The organism is Hydrogenophaga sp. Root209 (assembly GCF_001428625.1).
Classification (GTDB): Bacteria; Pseudomonadota; Gammaproteobacteria; order Burkholderiales; family Burkholderiaceae_C; genus Hydrogenophaga.
Window position 1 is genome coordinate 392,408 of record NZ_LMIE01000029.1, and the last position, 22,458, is coordinate 414,865.

Annotated in this window: 16 protein-coding genes; 5 read left to right on the forward strand and 11 right to left on the reverse strand. The window is 61.0% G+C overall.

The window, feature by feature from the left end:
* Positions 1-9: 9 nt before the first annotated feature.
* The 3 genes from ccsB to ASE11_RS15430 all read right to left on the reverse strand — a co-directional run bounded on the left by ccsB (position 10) and on the right by ASE11_RS15430 (position 4,330).
* Positions 10-1,377 (reverse strand): c-type cytochrome biogenesis protein CcsB, encoded by a 1,368-nt coding sequence (gene ccsB / locus ASE11_RS15420; protein ID WP_056273310.1) that lies wholly within the window; start codon positions 1,375-1,377, stop codon positions 10-12.
* Positions 1,374-3,533 carry a cytochrome c biogenesis protein ResB gene (locus ASE11_RS15425; RefSeq protein WP_056273313.1) on the reverse strand — a complete coding sequence of 720 codons (2,160 nt, stop codon included), beginning with the start codon at positions 3,531-3,533 and terminating at the stop codon, positions 1,374-1,376. The genes ccsB and ASE11_RS15425 overlap by 4 nt, the downstream gene beginning before the upstream one ends.
* A 182-nt stretch (positions 3,534-3,715) precedes the next feature.
* Positions 3,716-4,330: a c-type cytochrome gene (locus tag ASE11_RS15430; protein WP_056273315.1), complete on the reverse strand. Its 615-nt coding sequence runs from the start codon at positions 4,328-4,330 to the stop codon at positions 3,716-3,718.
* Between the two features lie 103 nt (positions 4,331-4,433).
* Here ASE11_RS15430 and yihA point away from each other — a divergent pair, with 103 nt between their 5' ends.
* Together yihA and ASE11_RS15440 are read left to right on the forward strand one after the other, a co-directional pair.
* Positions 4,434-5,234, forward strand: a complete 801-nt coding sequence (gene yihA / locus ASE11_RS15435; RefSeq protein WP_082585764.1) for a ribosome biogenesis GTP-binding protein YihA/YsxC — start codon at positions 4,434-4,436, stop codon at positions 5,232-5,234.
* A 30-nt stretch (positions 5,235-5,264) separates the two neighbouring features.
* Positions 5,265-6,185, forward strand: a complete 921-nt coding sequence (locus ASE11_RS15440) for an alpha/beta fold hydrolase (protein WP_056273318.1) — start codon at positions 5,265-5,267, stop codon at positions 6,183-6,185.
* 10 nt (positions 6,186-6,195) lie between these two features.
* Here the strand turns inward: ASE11_RS15440 and ASE11_RS15445 are convergent, their stop codons facing one another.
* Together ASE11_RS15445 and ASE11_RS15450 are read right to left on the reverse strand one after the other, a co-directional pair.
* A complete protein-coding gene (locus ASE11_RS15445) occupies positions 6,196-7,119 on the reverse strand; it encodes a lysophospholipid acyltransferase family protein (RefSeq protein WP_235501315.1) in 924 nt (307 codons plus the stop codon).
* Positions 7,119-7,955 carry a lysophospholipid acyltransferase family protein gene (locus tag ASE11_RS15450; RefSeq protein WP_056273321.1) on the reverse strand — a complete coding sequence of 279 codons (837 nt, stop codon included), beginning with the start codon at positions 7,953-7,955 and terminating at the stop codon, positions 7,119-7,121. Before ASE11_RS15450 ends, ASE11_RS15445 begins: the two co-directional genes overlap by 1 nt.
* Positions 7,956-8,114: 159 nt before the next feature.
* Between ASE11_RS15450 and metK the strand changes: the two genes are divergently transcribed.
* From metK to ASE11_RS15465, 3 genes are all read left to right on the forward strand, one after another.
* Positions 8,115-9,296, forward strand: a complete 1,182-nt coding sequence (gene metK / locus ASE11_RS15455) for a methionine adenosyltransferase (protein ID WP_056273324.1) — start codon at positions 8,115-8,117, stop codon at positions 9,294-9,296.
* A gap of 183 nt (positions 9,297-9,479) precedes the next feature.
* Positions 9,480-11,528, forward strand: a complete 2,049-nt coding sequence (locus ASE11_RS15460; protein ID WP_056273326.1) for a PAS domain S-box protein — start codon at positions 9,480-9,482, stop codon at positions 11,526-11,528.
* Positions 11,529-11,571: 43 nt separating this feature from the next.
* Complete coding sequence (locus ASE11_RS15465; RefSeq protein ID WP_414842457.1) at positions 11,572-12,354, forward strand: SDR family oxidoreductase; 783 nt, start codon at positions 11,572-11,574, stop codon at positions 12,352-12,354.
* Positions 12,355-12,372: 18 nt separating this feature from the next.
* Here ASE11_RS15465 and ASE11_RS15470 read toward each other — a convergent pair whose 3' ends face one another.
* The 6 genes from ASE11_RS15470 to ASE11_RS15485 form a co-directional block, all read right to left on the reverse strand.
* Complete coding sequence (locus ASE11_RS15470; RefSeq protein WP_056273331.1) at positions 12,373-14,109, reverse strand: 7TM diverse intracellular signaling domain-containing protein; 1,737 nt, start codon at positions 14,107-14,109, stop codon at positions 12,373-12,375.
* A gap of 743 nt (positions 14,110-14,852) precedes the next feature.
* On the reverse strand, positions 14,853-16,292 hold the full coding sequence (locus ASE11_RS25940) for a hypothetical protein (protein WP_156406371.1): 1,440 nt from the start codon (positions 16,290-16,292) through the stop codon (positions 14,853-14,855).
* Positions 16,293-16,389: 97 nt separating this feature from the next.
* Positions 16,390-17,022 carry a hypothetical protein gene (locus ASE11_RS15475; protein WP_056273334.1) on the reverse strand — a complete coding sequence of 211 codons (633 nt, stop codon included), beginning with the start codon at positions 17,020-17,022 and terminating at the stop codon, positions 16,390-16,392.
* 369 nt (positions 17,023-17,391) lie between these two features.
* A complete protein-coding gene (locus ASE11_RS25435) occupies positions 17,392-18,285 on the reverse strand; it encodes a DUF2272 domain-containing protein (RefSeq protein ID WP_162258054.1) in 894 nt (297 codons plus the stop codon).
* 327 nt (positions 18,286-18,612) lie between these two features.
* The gene (locus tag ASE11_RS15480; RefSeq protein ID WP_056273337.1) at positions 18,613-20,568 is read right to left on the reverse strand and encodes a hypothetical protein; all 1,956 of its coding nucleotides are present in this window, start codon (positions 20,566-20,568) and stop codon (positions 18,613-18,615) included.
* Complete coding sequence (locus tag ASE11_RS15485) at positions 20,565-21,647, reverse strand: alpha/beta fold hydrolase (protein ID WP_056273340.1); 1,083 nt, start codon at positions 21,645-21,647, stop codon at positions 20,565-20,567. Before ASE11_RS15485 ends, ASE11_RS15480 begins: the two co-directional genes overlap by 4 nt.
* Positions 21,648-22,458 lie beyond the last annotated feature (811 nt).

Genomic DNA, 22,458 nt, shown 5'->3' on the forward strand with positions numbered 1-22,458 from the left:
CCGCAGGGATCAGAGCTCGCCGTAGCTGTGCAGGCCCGAGAGGAACATGTTCACGCCGAGAAACGCGAAGGTCGTGACCGCCAGACCCACCAGCGCCCACCAGGCTGCCACGGTGCCGCGCAGGCCCTTCATGAGGCGCATGTGCAGCCACGCCGCGTAGTTCAGCCAGACGATCAGCGCCCAGGTTTCCTTCGGGTCCCAGCTCCAGTAACCGCCCCAGGCCTCGGCCGCCCACAGGGCACCCAGCACGGTGGCAATGGTGAAGAAGGCAAAACCCACCGCAATGGCTTTGTACATCACGTCATCCAGCACCTCGAAGCTGGGCAGGCGCTCGGCAATGCGCTTGCGTCCGAACATGATGGTGGCCACGATCAGGGCCGATACGCCGAAGTACACGAACCAGTAGCTGCCCCCCTTCTCGGCCGCCGACTGTCGGAACACGATCGGCTCCAGGCACAGCACCAGGCCCAGGACCCACAGCGGGGCAAGTTTGTACCAGCGGGTTTCGCTTGCGCTTTGTTTGATCAGGTAGGCAAAAGCCAGCATGGCCGCGATGGCAAAGGTGCCGTAGCCGATGAAGTTGGCCGGCACATGCAGCTTCATCCACCAGCTCTGCAGCGCAGGCACCAGCGGCTGGATCTCATGCGCCTCGCGGATCACCGTGTACCAGAGCAAAAATCCCACTGCGGCACTCACCACCAGCATTACGAACGCGCCCATGCGGCGGGTCTTGTACTGGTCTTCGTAGTACAGGTAGAAGGCCGCTGTCATCCAGCAGAACAACACGAACACCTCGTACAGGTTGCTCACCGGGATATGGCCGATGTCAGGCCCGATCTGGTGGCTCTCGTACCAGCGCACCATGGTGCCGATGAGCGCCAGGGTCACAGCCACCCAGGCCAGGCGCGAGCCAAGCAACTCGAAAGTGTCGCCAGCGCGGGTGAACATGCCCGTCCAGTAGAACGCCGTGCTCATGAAGAACAGCATGCTCATCCACAGGATGGCCGACTGGCTGGAGATGAAGTACTTCAGCATGAACATCTGATCGGCACGCGCCAGATCGGCGGTGCCCGCAGGCGTCTGGTACAGCCAGATTGCCAACAGTGCGAATGCCGCAACGGCCACCCCCAGCGCCTGCAGCGGCCGCCAGAACCAGCCCAGCCAGATCAACGAGGGCGCCACGCCAGCGAGGATGGCCTTCTCATAGCCATCCATGACCGAGCCATAGAGCGCAAACGCGATGGCGGTGCCCGCCACGACCAGCGCGGCGAAGAGCCAGTCCCAGACATTGCGGCGAGCGAAGTAGCTCGGCTCCAGGCCTTGACCGCCGCGGCCCTTCTTCAGTTCGATGGTCTGGTTCGCGGTGGCGGTATTCATGCTTGCACCTTCAACAATTGGGTCTTCAAGAGTTCGAATTCGCGGTCGGCTTCCATCGTCTTGCGGTTCGACGACAGCGCCATACTGGCCTGGGAAGCCTGCTCACCCGAGGGTGAGAGCCACACCCAGAGGCGGCGCTCGCGCACATAGAGCATGGCAAACACACCCACGATCAGCAACAGGCAGCCGAGGTAAACGATGTTCTGGCCCGGCGCACGCGCGACCTGGAACACGCTGGCCTGCACGTGCGTGAAGTCCTTGAGCTGGAATGTCATGGGCGCAGGATAGAAGAAGGTGTCGCTCAGACTGATCACCGCCTGCGTCATGAACTGTTGTGTCGCGTCGTTGCGCTCCAGTGGCGGCAATCCGGCACGTTCGCGGCTGACCTGCAACAGCTCGAACAAGGTGCCGTTCAGGATACGCACCAGCACTTCACTGGCACGCTCGCGTTCGGCTTGCGGCACATTGGTTTCCAGAAAATTCGACACGGCCTGCAAGCCGCCCCGCGCCATGGGTTTGGTGGTCGCCACACCGTTCACCTCAGCCACTGGCGTGATGCGGGCCGTGGGTTCCGCGCCGGCAAACAAAGCCAGTGCGCGCGTGGCCGAGGCCACCAGGGCTTCAGCCAGCTCCGGGCGCCCGTCTTCGACCGCCGAAACAGCGTAGCGACGCACCGCGAGTTCGCGCATCTGCGGATCGTCGAGCGCCGCACGCAACCGCACGAAGCCGTCCATGCTGTCGTTCTCGTCCACCGGAATGCGCAGGTAGCGGAACGGCTCGGAGGGCGTTTCACGCAGACCCAGCAGGTACATGCGCGCGCCTTCAATCTCCATGGGCAGCATGTAGTTGTGGTATTCCACCGCCTGGCCGGCCGCATCACGCAGCTTGTAGGTGATGCTCGGCCCCACATTACGCAGGGTCTTCTCGGTGGTGGTCTTGTGGCCGCTGCCCAGGCGGCTCTCGATCGAGCTGCGCAGGTCGACCTTGCGCACGTCCACGCCAGCGGCCGGGTTCACACCGGCGAAGTTCTCGACGTTGATCGTGCGCAGGCCGGTGTATTCCAGCACCAGCTTGTCGTCGCCGTTGCTCAAAGCACTCGAACTGCCGATGGTGCCTTCGATCTCGAATGGCCGAGTGGGCCGGTTCAACGGAACAGCCTGCAGTTTCACGCGCGAACCACCGTCGTCAAAGCTCGACTGGTAGATGTTGATGCCGCGGTGACTGGCCGGATGGTTCACCTCGACGCGCGCTTCCTTCTTCTCGCCGGTCTCGAAGTCGGTGATCACGATGTCGCTGGCGAACAGCTTGGGCATGCCGGTCTCGTAGTACTCGACGATGAACTTCTTCAGCTCGACCGAGAACGGCAGGTCTTGGAGCAACACGCCGTTGGGCTGTGCCAGGATGGCCGTGCTGGCGGTCGTGCCCTCGGTCACCAGCAAGTTGGCGCGAAAGGTCGGGTTGCTGGAGGAGAGACGGTGTTTGGCTGGCACATCGGCAATGAGTCCACCACCACTGAACGCCGACTTGCCGTTGAACCACGTCTGGGCGCGCACCATCAGATCGCCGTCAAGCAGGCCACCAATGCACACCAGCACGATGGCACTGTGCGCCGCGATGTAGCCGATTTTGTTGACCGCGCCGGCCTTGGCCGCCACCATCCAGCCCTGCCCTTGCGGCGTGTCGCGCGACTGCAGCTTGACCTTCCACCCGGAACCCAGCAACGTCTGGCCGATGCGATTGGCCGCGGCCTGCGGCGTTTCCACCAGCGTGCTTTCGGCGCGGTGTGGAAACGCCTTGAGGCTTTGCTCGCGGATGTTTTCCTTGTAGGCCTTGAAGTCGGCAAAGATCTTGGGTGTATTGCGCGCGATGCACAAGCTCGTGCTGGTCACCAGAAACGCCAGGATCAGCAGGAACCACCACGCGCTGTACACCGAAAAGAGGTTGGCGCTGGCGAACACATCGGCCCAGAACGGGCCGAACTGGTTGACGTAGTTGTTGACCGGCTCGTGCTGCTTGACCACAGTGCCGATCACCGACGCGATGCAGATGACCGTGAGCAGCGAGATGGAGAACCGCATCGACGACAACAACTCCACCGTCTCGCTGACGATGCGCGAGCCGGTGCGGATGTGCAGGCCTTGGGTGGAAACGGTCATGGAGAAGTGGGGGAAAACGGTTCAACAAAAAGGGCGCTTCCAGTGATCCCGGAACGCGCCCTGTTGTGATGTTGTTTTTCGCTGGCGGTTCACCGCCGGGAGGCTTTATCGCATTGTGCCGGCAAATATTAACGTTTGCTTATATCCCAGCAACCGACCCAGGGCAAGCCCCGGGATGTATTTCAGCGCAGACCGGCGATGTAGTCGGACACCGCCTTGATTTCGCGGTCGTTCATTTTCGCGGCCACACCCGCCATCTGAAGGTTGTTGGCACGGGTGCCGTCGCGGAAAAGCTTGAGCTGGGTAGCGGTGTAGTCGGCATGCTGACCGGACAGGCGAGGGTACTGCGCGGGAATGCCGGCACCGTTGGGGCTGTGGCAGCCGGCGCATGCGGCGATCTGGCGGTCCGGGATGCCGCCGCGGTAGATGCGCTCGCCCAGGGTCACCAGATCCTTGTCGGTGGCAGCGCCGGGCGTGGCCTTCTGAGCCGCCAGCCAGAAGCCGACGTTGCGCATGTCGTCGTCAGACAAGCCAGCGGCCATGCCCTTCATGATGGCGTTGTCACGCTTGCCCGATTTGTATTCCTGCAGTTGCTTCACCAGGTATTCCGGGTGCTGCTGAGCGAGTTTGGGGTTGGCTGGCGTGGTGGAGTTGCCGTCTGCCGCGTGGCAAGCCACACAAACCTGACCGAACACCGCCGCGCCCTTGGCCAGATCGGGTTTGACCGACTGCGCCTGGACACTGAACGACAAAGCCGCGGCAGCGGCGGCGCAAAGAAGGGAAACAGGCAATTTCATGACGGGACGGGCGTCGCGTGCGACGTGTTCGGGTTGAAGAATTTCGCGGGATGTCTGGATACAGCCAATCGATTTTACAATGCCCTCTCGGGAAACAACCCCAATGACCCAGAACCACACTCCAGCCAACACCCCTGCTTCCCCGTCTGCGGACGCCAAGAGCCCCCAAGCCCGCAAACCCAACGCTGGAAAATCGCCCGATTCGCTGACCCCTGACGTCAAGATCGCTCACGGCTGGTTGCACACCGCCCGTTTTCTCACCACTGCCCCCCAGCTTGAGCACCTGCCCGCGTTGGATGTGCCCGAAGTGGCCTTCGTGGGCCGCTCCAACGCTGGCAAATCCACCTGCATCAACACTCTGACGCAGCAAAAGCGTCTGGCGTTCGCCTCCAAGACACCGGGTCGCACGCAAAGCATCAACCTGTTCTCGCTGGGCAAGCAGGGCATCACCGACGCCGTGCTGGCCGACCTGCCTGGCTACGGCTACGCAGCCGTGCCGCGCGAAGCCAAGCTGCGCTGGCAACGCGTCATGGGCAACTACCTGCTAACGCGCGAGAACCTCAAGGGCGTGGTGCTGCTGATCGACCCACGCCTGGGCCTGACCGAGCTCGACGAGATCCTGCTTGAAGTGATCCGCCCGCGGGTCGAGGAAGGCCTGAAGTTCCTGGTGCTGCTCACCAAGTCCGACAAGCTCAACCACGCCGAAGCGCAAAAAGCGCTGTCGATTGCGCGACTGCAATCGGGCGGCGGCGAAGCCAGACTCTTCTCCGCTCTGAAGAAGAAGGGCCTGGACGAGGTGGCGCAGATGCTCTGGCGCTGGACGCATGACGACGGTGCGGCCGTGGCCACACCTGCCGCCCAGCCTCAAGATGCGCCCGAAGACGAACCGCCCGCCCTTGATTGACCTTGCGCGGGCCCCAGGAGACCGCCCGCGATGATCGAAACATTTCTACAGGTCCTGCCGCACGGCATCACGCTGAGCTGCCGGGCTGCGGGCGAGCCGGGTCGACCGGTCCTCCTGTTTCTCCACGGTTTTCCCGAAGCCGCATTCGTTTGGGACGAGCTGCTGGCACATTTCGCCCAGCCCCAACACGGCGGTTACCGCTGCGTGGCGCCCAACCTGCGGGGCTACGAACACTCCAGCGCGCCCACGGAGGTGGCGGCCTACCGCGCCAAGCCGCTGGTGCAGGACCTTGCCGCGCTGATCGAGGTCATCACACAGGACAGCCCCACGCCAGGGCAACTCGCGTGTCTGGTGGCGCACGACTGGGGCGGAGCGCTGGCCTGGAGCGTGGCTGCGCAACTGCCGGCGGCCATGCGCCAGCTCGCCATCGTGAATGCGCCCCACCCCGCCACCTTCCAGCGCGAGCTGGCGAACTCGCCGGCACAGCAGGCGTCGAGTGCGTACATGAACTTCCTTGCGCGCCCCGACGCACCCGCGCTGCTGGCAGAGAACGATTTCGCACGACTGTGGCCCTTCTTCACCAACATGGCCGCCGACCGTGGCCCGATGGCCTGGCTCGACGGCGCCACACGTGCACGCTACCGCGAGGTCTGGTGCCTGGGCCTGCATGGTCCCTGTGGCTACTACGCGGCCTCACCGCTGCGCCCACCGACCGCCAGCGATCCCGGCGCAACGGCCGTGCAGTTGCCGCGCGAGCGCGCCGCTGTCAACGTGCCCACGCTGGTGATCTGGGGACTGGGTGACACCGCCTTGCCAGAGGCCTTGCTGGACGGGCTCGACGGCTATGTAGGCGATCTGCGCATCGAGCGCGTGCCGCGCGCCACGCACTGGATCGTGCACGAACAGCCGCAGCAGGTGGCAGCGCTGATCGGGGCTTTCCTGAGGGCCTGAGCAAGCGTGCTCAGAGGTTGGCGTAGAAAGAAGGTTCGCCGTCAGGCCGCGTCTTGAAGCGTTTATGCACCCAGTAGTACTGCTCGGGCGTGGCGCGGATGAAGCCCTCAAGGTAGGTGTTCATCGTGGCCGTGTCGGCCTCCACGTCGCCTGTGGGGTAGTTCGGCCAGGGGGCATGCACCGTCACCTCGTACCCATCCTTGGTCAGGCGGCTGACCACGGGCACAACCCGTGCCTTGGCCATGCGTGCAAACCGCGAGAGTGAGGTGATGGTGGCGGTCTGCACGCCGAAGAAGGGCACGAAGACCGAATCGCGCATGCCGTAGTCCATGTCGGGCAGCAGGTACAGCGGCAGACCCTGGCGCAGCGCTGCCACGAGCGGTTTGAGCCCCTGGCGCATGGCCACGATGTGGGGCGCGCCAAAGCGCTGGCGCCCTTTGGACATCCAGCGGTCCACGTCGGCATTGAGCTGTTCGGCGTAGATGCCGCAAAAGCGACGCTCCATGTGGGCAGTCAGGGCGGTCCAGCCAGCATCCATGCCCACGAAGTGCGGTGCAAACAGGACCGTGGGTTCGTTGCCGGCCAGCGCCTGCAGGTCACCCGTGAGCTTCAGCCGCCGACGGATGGTCGCATCGCTGGCTTCCCACAGCCAGCTGCGGTCCATCCAGGCCTGGGCGAAATACACGAAATGCCTGCGCACGGCGTGATCTCGCTCGGCCGTGCTGTGCTCCGGAAAACACAGACCCCAGTTGGTGCGGGCAATGCGGCGACGGCGTGCCGCGACCAAGTGCAGCGCCTGACCGAGCATCCAGCCCAGCGCTCGCACCCACGACAGGGGCAGCGCAGCCAGCACATGCATGAACATCACGCCCAACCTGTTGGCCATGCCGCCAGGCGGCAGTTGGTGGGCGGAGACGGGAGATGGATCAGACATCAGCGCAAGGGCGTTGGGCTCTTGTAGCGGTCATAAGACCAGAGGTATTGGGCCGGGCATTCTCGCACCAGCGCTTCCATGGCTTGATTGATCTGCCGCGCCGCCGCTGCGGCGTCGGTGTCCAGCGGACCGAACGGCCGCACATGCACCCGGTAGCCCTTGCCCCAACTCAAGCGCTCGCCCCAGCTCACCAGAATCTTCGTGCCACCGCTGTGCGCCAGACGCGCCGAGAGCGTCATGGTGTAAGCGTCGCGCCCGAAAAACGGCGCCCATATGCCCTGCCCATCAGGCGGCACCTGATCGGGCAAGAGGCCCACCACATCGCCGCCCTTGAGCGCCTTGATGAGTTGCTTCACACCGGCCAAGGTGGTGGGTGCGGCCAACAAACCAGGGCGTTGGCGGGCGCCCGCCACCAGATCGCGCAGCCAGGGCTGGCGCGCCGGGCGGAACAGCACCGTCATGGGACGCCGGGCGCCAAAGCGCTGAGCGTAGGCTTGGGCGGTGATCTCGAAACAGCCCAGGTGCGGCGTCAGGAACAGCACGCCCGAGCCCTGCGCCTGCGCTGCCTCAATGAGCTCGGCGCCGTCCCAATCCACGCGCACCGGTCGGCCCAGCCACAGGCGTGGCAACTCGGCCACCAATTTGCCCGCCTCACCAATGGAAGCCAGCGCAACGGTTGAGGAAAACCCCGCCTGCTTCGCATGGGCGAGCAGGCGACGGCGGTAGCGGGCCGAAAGCAGAAAGCTCGCCCAGCCCAGCACCCAGCCCAGCGCATGCAGCACTGGCAACGGCAGCAGACTCAGGGTGCGAAAAAGGAACTGGATCGGCGGGGCCAAGGCGGTGGTGGGTGAACGGGACGGGGCACGGACCTTGGTCTAGAATTCACCCATCGCCGAGTTACTGAACTAATTGCGGGGCGATTCATAAATTCCGCTAAAGCGTTCGCCGAACTCTGACAGACCGGCAACGCCGATCCACCAACTTGGAGTTTATACATGGCGAACGATTTCCTTTTCACCTCCGAATCCGTCTCTGAAGGCCACCCCGACAAGGTTGCCGACCAGATTTCCGACGCGATTCTTGATGCAATTTTCGAGCAGGACCCGCGCAGCCGCGTGGCGGCCGAGACGCTTTGCAACACCGGCCTGGTGGTGCTGGCCGGCGAGATCACGACCAACGCGCACGTCGACTACATTCAGGTCGCGCGCGACACCTTGAAACGCATCGGCTACGACAACACCGAATACGGCATCGACTACAAGGGTTGTGCGGTGCTGGTCGCGTACGACAAGCAGTCCAACGACATCGCGCAGGGCGTGGACCACGCCAGCGACGACCACCTGAACATCGGCGCAGGCGACCAGGGCCTGATGTTCGGCTACGCCTGCGACGAGACGCCCGAACTCATGCCCGCGCCCATTTATTACGCCCACCGCCTGGTGGAGCGCCAGGCCCAGCTGCGCAAGGACGGCCGCCTGCCATTCCTGCGCCCGGACGCAAAAAGCCAGGTGACCATGCGCTACGTCGACGGCAAGCCGCACAGCATCGACACCGTGGTGCTCTCGACCCAGCACAGCCCGGACCAGAGCGAGACGCCGCACAAGATGAAGGACTCGTTCATTGAGTCCATCATCGAAGAGATCATCAAGCCGGTGTTGCCCAAGGAGTGGCTCAAGGACACCAAGTACCTGATCAACCCCACGGGCCGTTTCGTCATCGGCGGCCCGCAGGGCGATTGTGGTCTGACCGGGCGCAAGATCATCGTGGACACCTACGGCGGCGCCTGCCCGCACGGTGGTGGTGCGTTTTCCGGCAAGGACCCGTCCAAGGTCGACCGCTCGGCCGCCTACGCCGCGCGCTACGTGGCCAAGAACGTGGTGGCCGCGGGCCTGGCCAAGCAATGCCAGATCCAGGTCGCTTACGCCATCGGTGTGGCCCGCCCGATGAACGTGACCGTCTACACGGAAGGCACCGGTGTGATTTCCGACGAGCAGATCGCCGCCCTGGTGAATGAACACTTTGACCTGCGCCCCAAAGGCATCATCCAGATGCTGGACCTGCTGCGTCCGATTTACACCAAGACCGCCGCCTACGGCCACTTCGGCCGCGAAGAGCCCGAATTCACCTGGGAACGCACCGACCGTGCTGCCGCCCTGCGCAAGGGTGCCGGACTGTAAGCAATCACTTGCAAATCAAAAAAAAGCCCCGGCGCGCAGGCCCCGGGGTTTTTTTTCGCCAGAAATGGGCTGGATTCACCCCGCATTCCAGTGATCGAACGCCCTGAATTTTTGCCGCCAGCATCCGATAAGGAAGTACGAGCAATTCCTTGCCCCGATCCGAACCGACCTGGAGCCCTTCCCATGGACACCTCTGCACCGACCCCTGAGCAGCAGCTGGCACCCATCACCGACGAACTGATGGCAGCCCTGAACGCCGCCCGCGCCTTGTACGACAACGCGCCTTGCGGCCTGTTGGCGCTGGACGCCGACCTGCGCTGCGTGAACGTCAACCAGACGCTGCTGGACTGGCTCGGCATGGACCGGGAAGACGTGGTCATGTTCATGACGCTCGTGGACCTGGCCGCTCCAGAGTGCCGCAGCCTGGCGTCCACGCATGTGGAGCAACTGTTGATCAGCGGCCGCACCGAACCGCTCTCGCTGATGCTGCTCCGGGCCAACGGCGACTTCCTGCAGGCCCGGCTCACCTCGACTGCCATCTACGACGCCGAAGGCCAGTTCCTGCACACCAGCACCATGGTGGCGGACCAGGGCAACGTATCGGTCAACCACGTCATCGACGGGCCGAAGGACACGATCTTGCGCAGCATCACCAACCGCATCCCTGCGCGGCTGGCCTACTACGACAAGAACCTGATCTGCCGCTTTGCCAACAACGCGCACGCCCAGCGCTACGCCAAGGAACCCGAAGACATGGTGGGCTCCCACCTGAGCGAGGTGGTGCGCCCTGAGGTGCTGCCTGAAATCATGCCGCGCGTGCTGGCCACGCTCAGCGGCCAGGCGCAAAATTTCGAAGCCGCACGCAAGGGAGCCGACGGCGAGCTGAACTACTTCGACATCCATTACATCCCCGACCTGCAGAATGGTTCGGTCGAGGGCCTGTTCATCGAGCTGCACGACATCACCGAGCGTCGCCGCACCGAAGAGTTCGTGTTGCACGCCAACCAGGATCTGGAAGAACGGGTGCGCGAACGCTCTGAAGAGCTGTTTGCCAGCGAACAACGCTACCGCCTGATGGTCGACGCCATCCAGGATTACTGCATCTATTTCGTGGACGAGACCGGCGCCGTGACCGAGTGGACCGAGAGCGCCCAGCGCCTGCACGGCCACCAGCGCTCGCAGATCGTCGGCCAGTCGTACGAGACGCTGATGTGCACCGACAACGCGGGCGAAGACGAAGTGGACCCCAGCCAGGTGCTGCGCCTGGCCAAGGACCATGGCCAATGGGAATCGCGCGGCTGGCGCCTGCGTGAGGATGGCTCGCGCTTCTGGGCGCACACCGTGCTCACCGCGCTGCGCAACGAAGCCGGCGAACTGCAGGCTTTGTCGAGCATCACGCGCGACATGACCGCGGCCAAGAGCCTGGAAGATGTCATGAACGACCTCAACCGCGAGCTGGAAAAACGCGTGGCCGAACGCACGCAGCAACTGGTGGCGGCCAACAAGGATCTGGACGTGTTCTCGCACATGGTCTCTCACGATCTGCGCGCACCGCTGCGCCACATCGCCAGCTTCGTGAGCCTGCTTCAGGAGCAGACCGGTGAATCCGCCGACAACCTGGCCCGCCAGTACCAGACCTCGATCGCCAAGGCGGCCAAACGCATGAGCTCGATGATTGAAGGCCTGCTGGAGTACGCACGCCTGGGCCGTGTGTCGGTCGATGGCCAGCCCGTGCCGCTCACGCCACTGTTGCACGGCGTCGTCGCCCACCTCAAGCAAGAAAACCCCAATCGCTCCATTGAATGGTCGATCGATCCGGATCTGCCGGTGGTTCGTGGCGATGCCATGCTGCTGGCCCAGGCCTGGGGCAACCTGCTCGACAACGCGGTGAAGTACACCGGCAAGCGCACGGATGCCGTCATCAAGGTGGGTTGGAAAGTCAACCCCATGGGCGGGCGCACCTTCTACGTGAGCGACAACGGCGCCGGCTTCGACCTGGAGAAAGCGCACAACCTGTTCGTGATGTTCCAGCGCCAGCACCACTCGATGGACTTCGAGGGCACCGGCACGGGTCTGGCCCTGGCGCAACGCATCATCGACCGGCACGGCGGTCGCATCTGGTCCGAAACCGCTCCAGGCGCCGGCTGCACCTTCTACTTCACGCTGCCGCTGGAGAACATCGAACCCGACCTGGCCTTCCCGGAATCGTCGATGGTCGAACTCACGGCCTGAGGCGCGTCGATCGGTGGGCGTGATGCCCGTCGATAATTCGCGCTTGACCTCAACCTCCCTCTTCTCCTTGCAAGGCCGCGTGGCCCTGGTCACCGGCGCCAGCCGTGGCCTGGGCCTGGCCATGGCCCGTGCGCTCGCCGCCCACGGGGCCGAGGTCTGGCTCAATGGCCGCGACGCTGACAGCCTCAACATGGCCGTGGAAGAAGCCCGCGCCGCTGGACAAGCGGGCGGCGGTTTCGCTCACGCACTCCCGTTCGACGTGACCGACGAAGCCGCCGCCACCGCCGCCGTCACCCGTGTCTTGGCTGAAAGCGGTCGCCTGGACGTCCTGATCAACAACGTGGGCCAGCGCCGCCGCCAGCCGCTGGACAAGCTGCCCGCCCAGGCCTTGCGCGAGGTCCTGGAGGCCAATCTCGTGTCGGCCTGGCACCTGTGCCGGGAAGCCGCGCGCCCCATGCGCGCCCAGGGATTCGGCCGCATCATCAACGTGACCTCCATCGCCGGGCCGATCGCCCGAGCCGGCGACGCCGCCTACACCACCAGCAAAGGCGCGCTCGCAGCCCTGACGCGCGCCCTGGCGGCCGAGCTCGGCCCGCACGGCATCAACGTCAACGCCATCGCCCCGGGCTTCTTTGCCACCGAAGCCAACACAGACATGGTCGAAGACGCTCAGACCCTGGCCTGGCTGCAGCAGCGCAGTTCACTCGGACGGTGGGGCCAACCGGAAGAGATCGCGGGCGCCGCCTTGTTTCTGGCTTCGCCCGCAGCCAGCTACGTGACCGGTCAGACGCTGGCGGTCGACGGTGGCTACCTGGCCCATTTCTGATTCCACCGTCGACCGGCCCTACGCGGTTTGCGTCAGGTGCAGCACGACCCTGCGCGGATCTTCGGCGAATTGATCCAGCGCGCGATGCAGGCGGTCCATCAGTCGGGTGTCGTCGAGCGACTCGTCGTCTTCGTCGGGCAGCGCCGCCGAGACCAGGCGAAAACGCAGTGGCAGGTCCGCTGGCAGCAACGGCACCCGCTCCAGTCCCTTGGCCACGATGTGCTGACCCAGCAGCTTGAGATCCTCGGGCCCCTCGACCAGCATCGCGAAGCGCGTTTCGGCCACGCGGCTGACCGTGTCCACATCGCGCACCACAGCCGACAGGCGCGAGGCGGCCACCACCAATGCTCTGTCGCCGGCCTCGCGTCCTTCGCGCTCAATGATGGTGGTGTGGTTGGAGAGCTCCACCAGCACCAGACCGCAGCGGTGACCGTAGCGACGAGAACGGCGCAGCGCATCGCGCAGGCGCAGCAGGAGCACCGGCGCAATGGTCAGGCCAGTCAAGGGATCGGTGCTTTCGATCGCACGCAGGCGGGCGCGGTTCTCGCTGAAATCCTTGGCGCGCCGATGCAGGATGTAGAGCAACAGTGGAATCTCGATCGCGGAGCCGATCAGCACGGCGTACTGCGTTGCCCAGCTGTCCGGCAGCACGCCAGCGCTGCGCAAGGCGGGGAAGGGATAACCCAGATGCACCGGCAGAAAGCCCAGCGCCATCCAGCCAGCGTAGGTCTCGCCCCTGCGCCAGGTCCAGATGCACAACCCGAAGCTCAGCACGACCGACAGCAGGCCATACAGGTTGAGCACGATGAAGGCTGGCTGGTTCAGCAGGATCAGGTAGGCCGCGGGGAACAGCAGACCGAACACCGACCAGGCCAGCACCAGGCGGTCGACGCCACGGTGGTGGCGCGAGACCACACAGACCTCGCGCACGAACCAGATGCCGGAAGCCGTCAACCACAGCATGAACACGGCCGGTGCCGCATCGTTCCATGCGGCATGGTCTGGCCAGAAAAACAGGCCGCCGATGCCGGTGAAAGCGGCCTGAAAGCCCAGCATGCAGGCCACGTAGCAACAGTAGGCGATGAACGCCCGATCGGCGTAGAGGCGTGCATGCACCCAGCCGATGAACAGCACCAGCAGACCGAAGCCCAGGTAGCCGCCCACCATGAGAATGGTCCATTGACGCTTTTCCTGCAGTTGCCGCTCATCCAGCAGGCTCAGGCGCGGACTCAGCGGTGCGGGCCGGTTCGCCAGCCTCAGCCAGGCAGGGCCGGTGGCCTGGGGGTCGAGCGCAAACACCGGCGTCTGGTCCGGGTGAGCCCATTGCGAAACCGGCAGGTGGTCACCGGCCTGCTGGGCCGTCCAAACGCCCGACGGGCTCGCGGTGTACAGCGTGGCCCGATTCGTGAAGGCCGCGGCGCTCAGCATCAGGTACCAGCGGCGCCCGGCGTCGCGCTGCGGTAGCTCCAGGCGCAACCACAGCGCGGCGCCGTCGAGCTGGAAGCTGCGGTAGCCCTCCATGGGCTCGAAATCTCCGGCTGGCCGACGCACCACCTCCTCGATGGTCTGGCCGCCGGAAGTGTCGATCCAGTGACGGGCCTGCAAGGTGATGTCGGTTTCGCCAGACGAAGCGCGGGCGAAGTCCGGCCACAGAGCCAACCAGAGACCGCACGACAGGACGGCCAATCCCGCCAGGCGGCGGAACAGGAAAGCAAAACGAGTGGTCGGATCGGGTGATGAGGTGAATCGATCCATCCCAGGATCGTAAATGTTCGCGCCACCCGTCCAGAGAAGGGGCGGCCTCATTGCGGAAAGTCACTCGACATTCCCTCGCTCGGATTGAACAAGCGTTGATTTTGTTAAGGGTGCGTGCCAAATGTGCCACGAGGCTTTCTACTTGTCGGCCACCAACGTCTCTCTTTTGAGGTTTTCTTGCCATTGAACAATCACTTTTTCAGTGCCTTCGGAGCGGGTTCATTTGAGGCTGCCTAAGACTCACTCGACGGTGCTCTTCGCACACCGCGGGCAACACCGCGTCACGCACTACCCCACCGGCGAACGCATGCGTCGTAGCAGTAGCATTGATGCCAGGGACAACGGGGCCCGTCGCATCGAACACGGGTGTCGCGACGGGGCGCACCCCGGTTGAAATTCCTGGTCGTTGATCTGTTGCCCCCCCACGCACCAACATTGCGCCAGCAGCTATTCTTCCAGCGCCAGCAGCAGCAGGGTCAAGCCAGTACCTTGCATACAACTCAGATCAGCAGTAGCGCAATCTTCTTAATGAAGTCATCCTCGGTGGCCAAGGACACCTCCAGCTTGGCCGCCAGCACCTGAGCCGGCTGTGCGCCGGTTCGGTCAGCGTTGCTGGTTCAGAATTTGGCTCCTCTGTATGTTCAGGGGCCGTTTCTGTCACCGATACAGGTGCTAAGGATGGGGATGGTCTAGCCTCGAGTCGACCTTAGGCGGAACCAGCAAACAGCAGCTAACACCGCCCACTATTGCCGATCAATACATGAGAGATTTGACAGTGTTCCGAAGCGATCCTTCGCAAGTAAGGCGGCGTTTGCAACCCGCTTTGATTGACTGCTTGCAACAGACGAGTTGGATCGGCCGGGAGAGGCGCTGCGTTTGCTCAGCACCTCGCACGCGCTCTTCGCGCCCCTCGGCGTCGAAATTCTGAATCCGCTGACATTCTCGAGATCAATGGCGACGATCGTTAAAAACGATCGCTCTGCCTCCGACCACCCGGGATACATACTTTCAATGGTCTTACTCCACCGTGCGACGGCAGAACCAATGAACGCAACGTGGGATCTCAAAAGAACGTGCTTGGCCTCAGGTCGAGAAAGCTCCCTGTTTACATCGTACCCTGTCTTTGCATACCAACTGGCCAAAGTGTCAACTTCCCAAGTCCGAATCGGACGGAGATAACCATAACCCCGCTTTGAAAGAAACAAAGCCTTCGTCACTTTGGGTCCAATGCTTGCCGCTTGGTCGTTCGAAGATGCAAAGTCGAGTTGACGAAGTCCTGTGCTTATCCCAGAGTTCTGAAGCAAGGCGTCACCGGTTCGAAACGCATCGGAAGAAAGAGAATTCCCTTCACCTGCGGCTTCATTCATCTCGATGAGATCAGCTGTGACGCACGGTAGCTCCACGGCATTGTGTTTGCACTCAACCTTGAGGTCAGCCTTTAGAAGGTCGTGCAATTCCTGTTTAGTCGGAGTTCCACCTTCCGGGAACGCTGCGACCAACTGTCTCATTCTGTAAGTTCTTAATGCCAGAGTAAGGTAAGCTTCAGCAATCCATCTGCGCTGCACCGATCCAACCGGAGCCTTTCGAAATGCCTCGTCATAGCTCTTTGTCAGAGCCCACGGGTTCTGTGAAATCGTTTTTTTCCCGAAATGACTGGGAAAGATCCAAAAGAACCTGTTGGATGGATCCCGATCTGCAATAAGACCTTGACGCTGAGCTTCATCATCGAAATCGATACTGAAGCGGCCATTCTCAACTGAGGCTCGCCAAACATTCGTGTTTACTCTTTCGATCCGGGGCTTTACAATATTGATAGCAACTCGATTACAGTGCTTCGTTGGATCGAAGGTTGGATAGTTTTCAATTCTAACGCCTAGAACTGGCACCTTTGAGGTATATCGGCCATTGAACTTAATAAGGTCGTCTAGTCGCGATAAATCGATCGGGATAGTCTCTAGCTGCCGTGCCCCCATTGATCTCGACGAGATCGCCTCAGTTCCTTCAACGTTTGTTGTGTCACTTGAGCGTTCTATCGCTGGAGTCTCCGGTTGATTCGCAATATAGCCACCCCTTGTGTTGCACACGGGACTGGCATCCGCCAAAGATGGGGAAAGCATTGGCAATGCTGAAAGCATTACTGCAGCGCAAACGTTGATTCGGCTGACGGAAAACTTCGCTCTCATGGAGTGCACCTCACTCTCTCCAAACATTACCTGATCGGGTGTGTGACGTACTCCCCTGCCACGCGACCAGAGATCCGCAGTTGCGTTGCACCGCGGACTACATGCAACCAGCATTCTTCAGCTGTGTGACAGAAGTAAGATCCAAATTCCCGCCTGCCCCGAGTGCCGGTTGCCAAGGAGGAGGCAAATCTACTTGCCCTTCCGGATTCGTAATCACTATGTCAGCGCCTTTCAAGTCCCACCCCATCGGCCGCGCAAGGCTCATTAGCAGGGATTTAAGATCCTGATCGGCTGTCTCCTTGATGCGCTTGAACTTGTCTGGATCGCGGAGCCCTTCATGTGCAACGGCAAGCGCTTGGGCAGTAGCGACGCGAATCACTTCGTCTTGCCTGCTCAACTCTCCGACGAAGGGGCTTCCGCCCTCCACTACAAACATCAGGCTCTGCGTCAGCACCGCCGGGCACGTTAAAAGTCGAAGCGGTGGGGCTTCGAAGATGATTTTGGTACCCTCCCGCTTCAATGACCAAGATGCCTGACGCGCAAGGTCGTAGCCGTAATAGTTCTTGACCTGATACTGCAGGTAGCCTTTTGCCTTCTCGCGCGCCCCTAGGTTCGACAGCAGCTTTGCAACTCTAGGCCAAGTGCTAACCAACTCCCAGTTGTAGCGTTGTGTGGAGGACGATTCAGCGAGTAATAGCTTCTGAGTCGGAATCAAGAGTTCGGTAAGCACTCTGGCTCGGTCAACCTCACCACATTTTGGGCATTCCTTTCGTCCCAAATAGAAGGCGCCTGCAGCGATCGCTAGGGACACTATTGCTCCCCATATGGCCCACTTAATGTTGTCCATAGCCCTCCCAAAGTCGCCGCATTCGCGGCCGAAAGATCACAATAAGCTGGTCAACCTTACGTTGGCTGCTTCCAATAGTCGTGTCTATCCCACCGCGAGAGTCTCGTCAAGCCCTTTGGGCCCGCTCCAGACGCGAAGTTGACTTGGAAGATCTTGCCGTCTTGTGATCAGCGGATGCATTCTGCTTTGGAATTGCAATCAACGCACGGAAGGGCCTAAAGCAAAGAGCCTTAGGAAGCCTTCGAATTAGGTTCAACCCGGGTTACCAGACAGCGGTTGGGGCGCAGAGCTGGATCGTCGTGCTCGCATAACTAACATCCAGGGCCTACCTGAATCTGCATTGTATTGAAGCAATCCTTGGTCATCAAGCGGCGTGAGGGTCCGCGCCACCGTTTGCTGCACATTGCCTCCAATGGCGTGGACCATCTTACTTGTCAGATCAACTTGAACGACAATATCGCAGTGCATAGCTGGGCCATTAGCACGGATTTGAAATATTTCTTCAGGTTTTAGGGGTCTACGTCGTTGTTCCCCAGGTTTCGGCTCCAACACGCGGTTGGCGCAGATAATGTCTCCAACTTGAGGATATGCGGGAATCGGCACAACTTCGAATGCAGATGCATAGCCGTCACGAGCAGCAAATATGTATTCAGCATGAACCCCCGATGGCCAAAATTCAGAAGTCGAGAATTTTGCTTTCTTGAGCATGGTACTCACAAATGCGGCGGACCATGCAGCAGTCATTTCAAAACTCCTCGTGTCACCGGGAGGCCATTTGACCTCGCATACATCGTTCAAATTGCAAGAATGTCCGGCCTTGCCATTGGAGACGTTTGCCCAGTATGTGTTAACAATTGGGCACAGCGCTCGGGTTTGCTCGTCTCCGCAGCCTTCGGCAACTACTTCGCAACTTCCATCAGCTTGAACCAAGCACGTGGGAGAACCGGGCATAGCGCGCACCACTCGCTTGCCCCATCGTTCCCATTCAGTATTTGAATGGAAAACCAAATCGGCAATTTGCGTAGGCGTCACGATTGTGGGCGCCACCTTGACTCTTGGAGGTCCTTTAGAGGCACAACCTTGCAAAATTGCAAGAATACCCAACGCATTGAAAAGTGGTATCCAGCATTTGAGAATTGCGTTCATAGACACCCCTGGGTGGGAAAGGCCAATTTCGACAATGATCCCGACTACGAGACTGCCGCAATTGCGCGGCATTACCCCTACAGGATGTCGCGGTGCTCGAGGGGCTGACAGGTAAAGAAGATCAAGTCGGTTTAGTCAAAGCATTTTCGAGCGGAGACTAGTCAATAAGACGCTTCATGTCAATAAGCTGCATCCACGCAGCGGAATTCAAAAAAGTAACCAGCCTGCACCTAAAGATGAGCGAAGGAAAGCGTCGAGAACCTATAAACTGAATGCATCTCGGATGCAGCGATCGGTGTTGGCGAAAGATACCGACGACGGTCACTTCTACTGGCCTGAAAGCTTGCGCGTCAGCCTCTCCATCTCTTCCTCGTATGAGAGGAAGTTCATTATCATCCCCGGCGCATTGTTGTTGCCGCTGACTTCCTTGGCCCAGCCTATGGTGCAGCCCGTGTAAGCGAGCTTCAGCGGGGTGTCGACAAGCTCCCTGAGAAAGAAGTGGCGCTGCAGGGTGGAGATGACGCGGACGGCGGCCTGTCGATCGGTTTCGAGCATGGCCCGCAGCGCTTCGTCGTCCGGGGCTACGATCCGATCTGCCAGTGGGATATCGTAGAACGTCGTTCGCTCAGCCACGAATACCGAGAAGGTTTCCACGGCGCGCAGCAGGAAATTTCGGTGGGAGCGCCCGAAAACATCCGATGCTGCGATCCAGTTGGCCGTGTCCAACCCGAGGCACGCTGAAAACTGTGCGGTGTTGTGGACGCCTTGACAGACCGAGTCAGCGAATTGGAAGTAGCTCCGGTACCAGAAGTAGGTTGCCAGGGCCTCGACATTTTCGAGGAAAAGGTACTGTTGGTAAGCTGCCGACTCCTTGTCGTTTCGACCGAGCCGGGCAAAATACTTCAAGGAGAAATCGGTCGCGAACAGGTCGGCCAGAGCCTCCTCCCTGAACATCCTCTCCGTGGACTCGAGTTGCTTGTCCTGGGCCTTGAATTTGTCGATGAACCCGCGTTGCTGGCTAGTGGGATCGATGACGATCTCGTCGAACATATCCAGATAGAAATTCGAGCTCTTGAAATAGTCTGCGTGCTTGCAAAGGCGCAGGATTGCCGCCCGGTAGCTTGGCGTCGAATCGAGCGGAACACTGTCAATCGCCGCGTTCGAGTCCGAGTCAGGCGAAAGCAGATGTCCCACCTCGTGCGAGAGGACGTAAAGCATGGCCATCGACATGTGATCGATGACATGCTCATCGTCCTGGCCATTGAGCTTGCGAAACTCCTCGTTGGCGCGCAGTCTAGACAGAGTACGCACAGCGTCATCGCTGAACCGTCGTGCCAAGAACTTCAGGCCATCCGTGCTTCTAATCCCAGATCGCGGATCCTCGAAGAATCGCAGTACGGCCTCGATCTCTGCGATGTAGTCGGCATTGCAGACAATGGTTGGCCTCGGGAGATCATGAGGGACAGCGATGCAGTTGCGAGTCCGGAACTTCTCAAGCTCCGCAGGCGGAGGTTCTTCCATCTTCACGACGAACATATCGATGTCGACGTTCTTCGCGCCATAGTCGACAAGCTCGCGTTTCAGCATCGCCTGTGCGCGTTCCACAGCCTTGTCGGCAATGTTATCCCGATGCCCGCGATCGCGCAGCAATTGCAGCGCCTTGTTCTGCGTTTCGGAGACTGTTGCTGGCCTTGGTTCGAACAGGGCGCCGGCTCGCGGCTTCTTGAGCCTGCTCTCGATCGAAGAGATGGCCGAGGCAATGTCGGCGATCAATTTCTGGAACAGCTGGTCCTTGGACTTTACGAACTCGCTCTTTCTCGAGATGACGGTTTTCGCAAATGCGCCAAAGGTGAAGTTGCAGTCCAGTCCAGTGCCTTTCTGGAGCAGGAAGTAGAAGTTGACGATGTCTCTTCCAGCCTCCGGACTGGACGCTCTCCTGAAATAAACCGCATTTCGCGGGTACTGGCGCGAAACCGCGAACTCGTGCAGACCAAGCGTAGGGAATACGCCGCGGATTGCATCGATGACCTCCGCAACCGAGCGGCAGGGAAGCACTGCCCGGTGCTCGGAGATCTGGTCGCTGAGTGCTAGCTCTTCGCTTTCGTCGAACTGCCCAAAACCCTCGAACTCCCGCTGCACGCTCTTGCGCAAGGATTCGATCGTCACTTCCTGTTCGCCTTGCTTTACGACCGCGAAGGTCGGTGCCGCGGTGGCAGCTGCCGAACAGCCGAACAGTGCGATCGCCACAAGCACTTGCCAGAGCGTCCTATTCACGGTTTTCATTGCGTTGCCTTTCTCGACATTGCAAACCGATACGTGCGCTGCTGGAAGGTCCATTGCCCAGCATACCCACTGGGCTCGGCGCTCAGGCGCAGGTCAGAAGGCGGACCGGCATCTGAGAGCCCGCCTTCGCCGGGTTTCGGATTGAACTCGTTCGACAGGTTGACGATCAGCGTCGGACCGTCGCTGACCATCGTGCCTCGGTACCTGTCAACCAGCACGCCCGGGGCGGCTTCAGGTCCGTCGAAGGTGAGGACGAAGACCTCGCCGGCTCTCTGGACGGAGCAGTTCGTCAAGGGCTTGCCATCGGCCATGCAAGCGAAGCTACCCGCGACAATGGTCGGTTGCTGGAGGAGCTTGAAAAGCTGCGCTGAGGCCGGCCAGGCCACCAGAACCGCCAACAAAGCGGCCACGATCCACCGCAGTGGAAGATTGAAGATCTCGAACCAAGCAGGCGTTCCAGCGCCACTGGCCTGGTACTCGGAAGCGACGATGGATCCGTCCTTCAGGAAGGGCACCCAGTACCGCCGGACGAACTCGTTGTCGAAATACCCGCTGTGTGGCATCTGGTGTACTCGGTCTTGGATGTCTGCCGAACCGAATCCATAGGTTCCCGTCGCCGAATAACCCCATGTGATCGCCTGCCCAAACGGAGGCCAGATGTCGCGCGTCCCGCACTCGTTGATGGCCCGCGCCCTGGCGGGCGCAGGCTTGATTTGGGAGGCGATTCTGTCCCAGGGGAAATCCTCGTGGATGATCGATCCGCAGAGAATCAATCCGTGGATCTTGATGTCTGAATACGTCTTGAGCACATTGGCCATCGCGTAGGTCCCAAAGCTGTGCGCGATTACGACGATATCGTCGTCCGGGTACCTAGCGATGACCGTCCGGAGCTTCTGATGCACGCGGTCGATCGGCCCGCGACGGAAGAGTTGCCCGGGAAACAGGAACCGGATCAGATCGAAGTAGCCGTACTTCAGGGGAACGACGTTGCAGCCTGCTTCGGCAGCGAGGATTGCGGAGACCGACCCCTGCCACCAGGCGCGTGTCCGAATTCCGTGGACAAGTACGACAGTCTTCATCCTGGCGGTTTCCTTCTCCTGGCCGGCTGTTGCACTGACTTGCAGCACTCTGCGTGGTGCTTCGCTTCTTCATCCTTAAGGAGCCACTACTTTGAGGTTTCAGCGCCACACTGCATGCGCGCAATGGCACTAGGACTCACGGTAGTGCTTGCGTCATACATCTTGGCTTTCACGATCGCGAGAGCCTCGGCAATTTTCTGAATATTCGACTCAGACAGGTCGACATTAAACGGCACCGCTTGAGCGATTTGGGAGTCGTCAAGACCAATTAGCTCCACACTAATTGACCCACTGACACGTCCCGACTTTGCACCAGCAGCCAAACTGAGCAGGCTGCCCGAGAGATCAACATCTCCAGATGTCACGACTACTACCAAGCGAAGGCCTACTCCGACTCGAGCCCAACCAAGAGCTTGTCCATTACTGTCAGTAAGGGGCTCTGCTCGCCATTTCATAAAGTCGATCACGTAGTTCCTATTGCGGCGAGAACCTGTGCCGATTCCTGTAACAACTCCAGAAAATTCGTCAGACGTCTGGGTGATATTCGTTGAAATATTTGTGAGAAGCTTGTGTACAGCTGCCGCTCCGGCAGGCCAAGCCGTGGACTTGGTTGAGACAGCGTTATTTGCTCCAACCGCCACTTCGGTGTACCCCCAGGTCGCTATAGGAGGGAGAGGAACGTATACAAGGTGCCCGGTTGGACATGAAAATATACGAGTGGTACCGTCGCCTGCAATTGTTGCCTTTGTCGTTGCGTTTAACTGCGTTCGGCTGGCGTCCTGAGCACTAACGCGAGGACTGTCATTCAACG

Coding starts and splice junctions, on each gene's coding strand:
- ASE11_RS25940 (WP_156406371.1), bottom strand. CDS start 16,292: ATGAGAGCGAAGTTTTCCGTCAGCCGAATCAACGTTTGCGCTGCAGTA.
- ASE11_RS15445 (WP_235501315.1), bottom strand. CDS start 7,119: ATGTCTGATCCATCTCCCGTCTCCGCCCACCAACTGCCGCCTGGCGGC.
- metK (WP_056273324.1), top strand. CDS start 8,115: ATGGCGAACGATTTCCTTTTCACCTCCGAATCCGTCTCTGAAGGCCAC.
- ASE11_RS15440 (WP_056273318.1), top strand. CDS start 5,265: ATGATCGAAACATTTCTACAGGTCCTGCCGCACGGCATCACGCTGAGC.
- yihA (WP_082585764.1), top strand. CDS start 4,434: ATGACCCAGAACCACACTCCAGCCAACACCCCTGCTTCCCCGTCTGCG.
- ASE11_RS15485 (WP_056273340.1), bottom strand. CDS start 21,647: ATGAAGACTGTCGTACTTGTCCACGGAATTCGGACACGCGCCTGGTGG.
- ASE11_RS15460 (WP_056273326.1), top strand. CDS start 9,480: ATGGACACCTCTGCACCGACCCCTGAGCAGCAGCTGGCACCCATCACC.
- ASE11_RS25435 (WP_162258054.1), bottom strand. CDS start 18,285: ATGAACGCAATTCTCAAATGCTGGATACCACTTTTCAATGCGTTGGGT.
- ASE11_RS15480 (WP_056273337.1), bottom strand. CDS start 20,568: ATGAAAACCGTGAATAGGACGCTCTGGCAAGTGCTTGTGGCGATCGCA.
- ASE11_RS15470 (WP_056273331.1), bottom strand. CDS start 14,109: ATGGATCGATTCACCTCATCACCCGATCCGACCACTCGTTTTGCTTTC.
- ccsB (WP_056273310.1), bottom strand. CDS start 1,377: ATGAATACCGCCACCGCGAACCAGACCATCGAACTGAAGAAGGGCCGC.
- ASE11_RS15425 (WP_056273313.1), bottom strand. CDS start 3,533: ATGACCGTTTCCACCCAAGGCCTGCACATCCGCACCGGCTCGCGCATC.
- ASE11_RS15430 (WP_056273315.1), bottom strand. CDS start 4,330: ATGAAATTGCCTGTTTCCCTTCTTTGCGCCGCCGCTGCCGCGGCTTTG.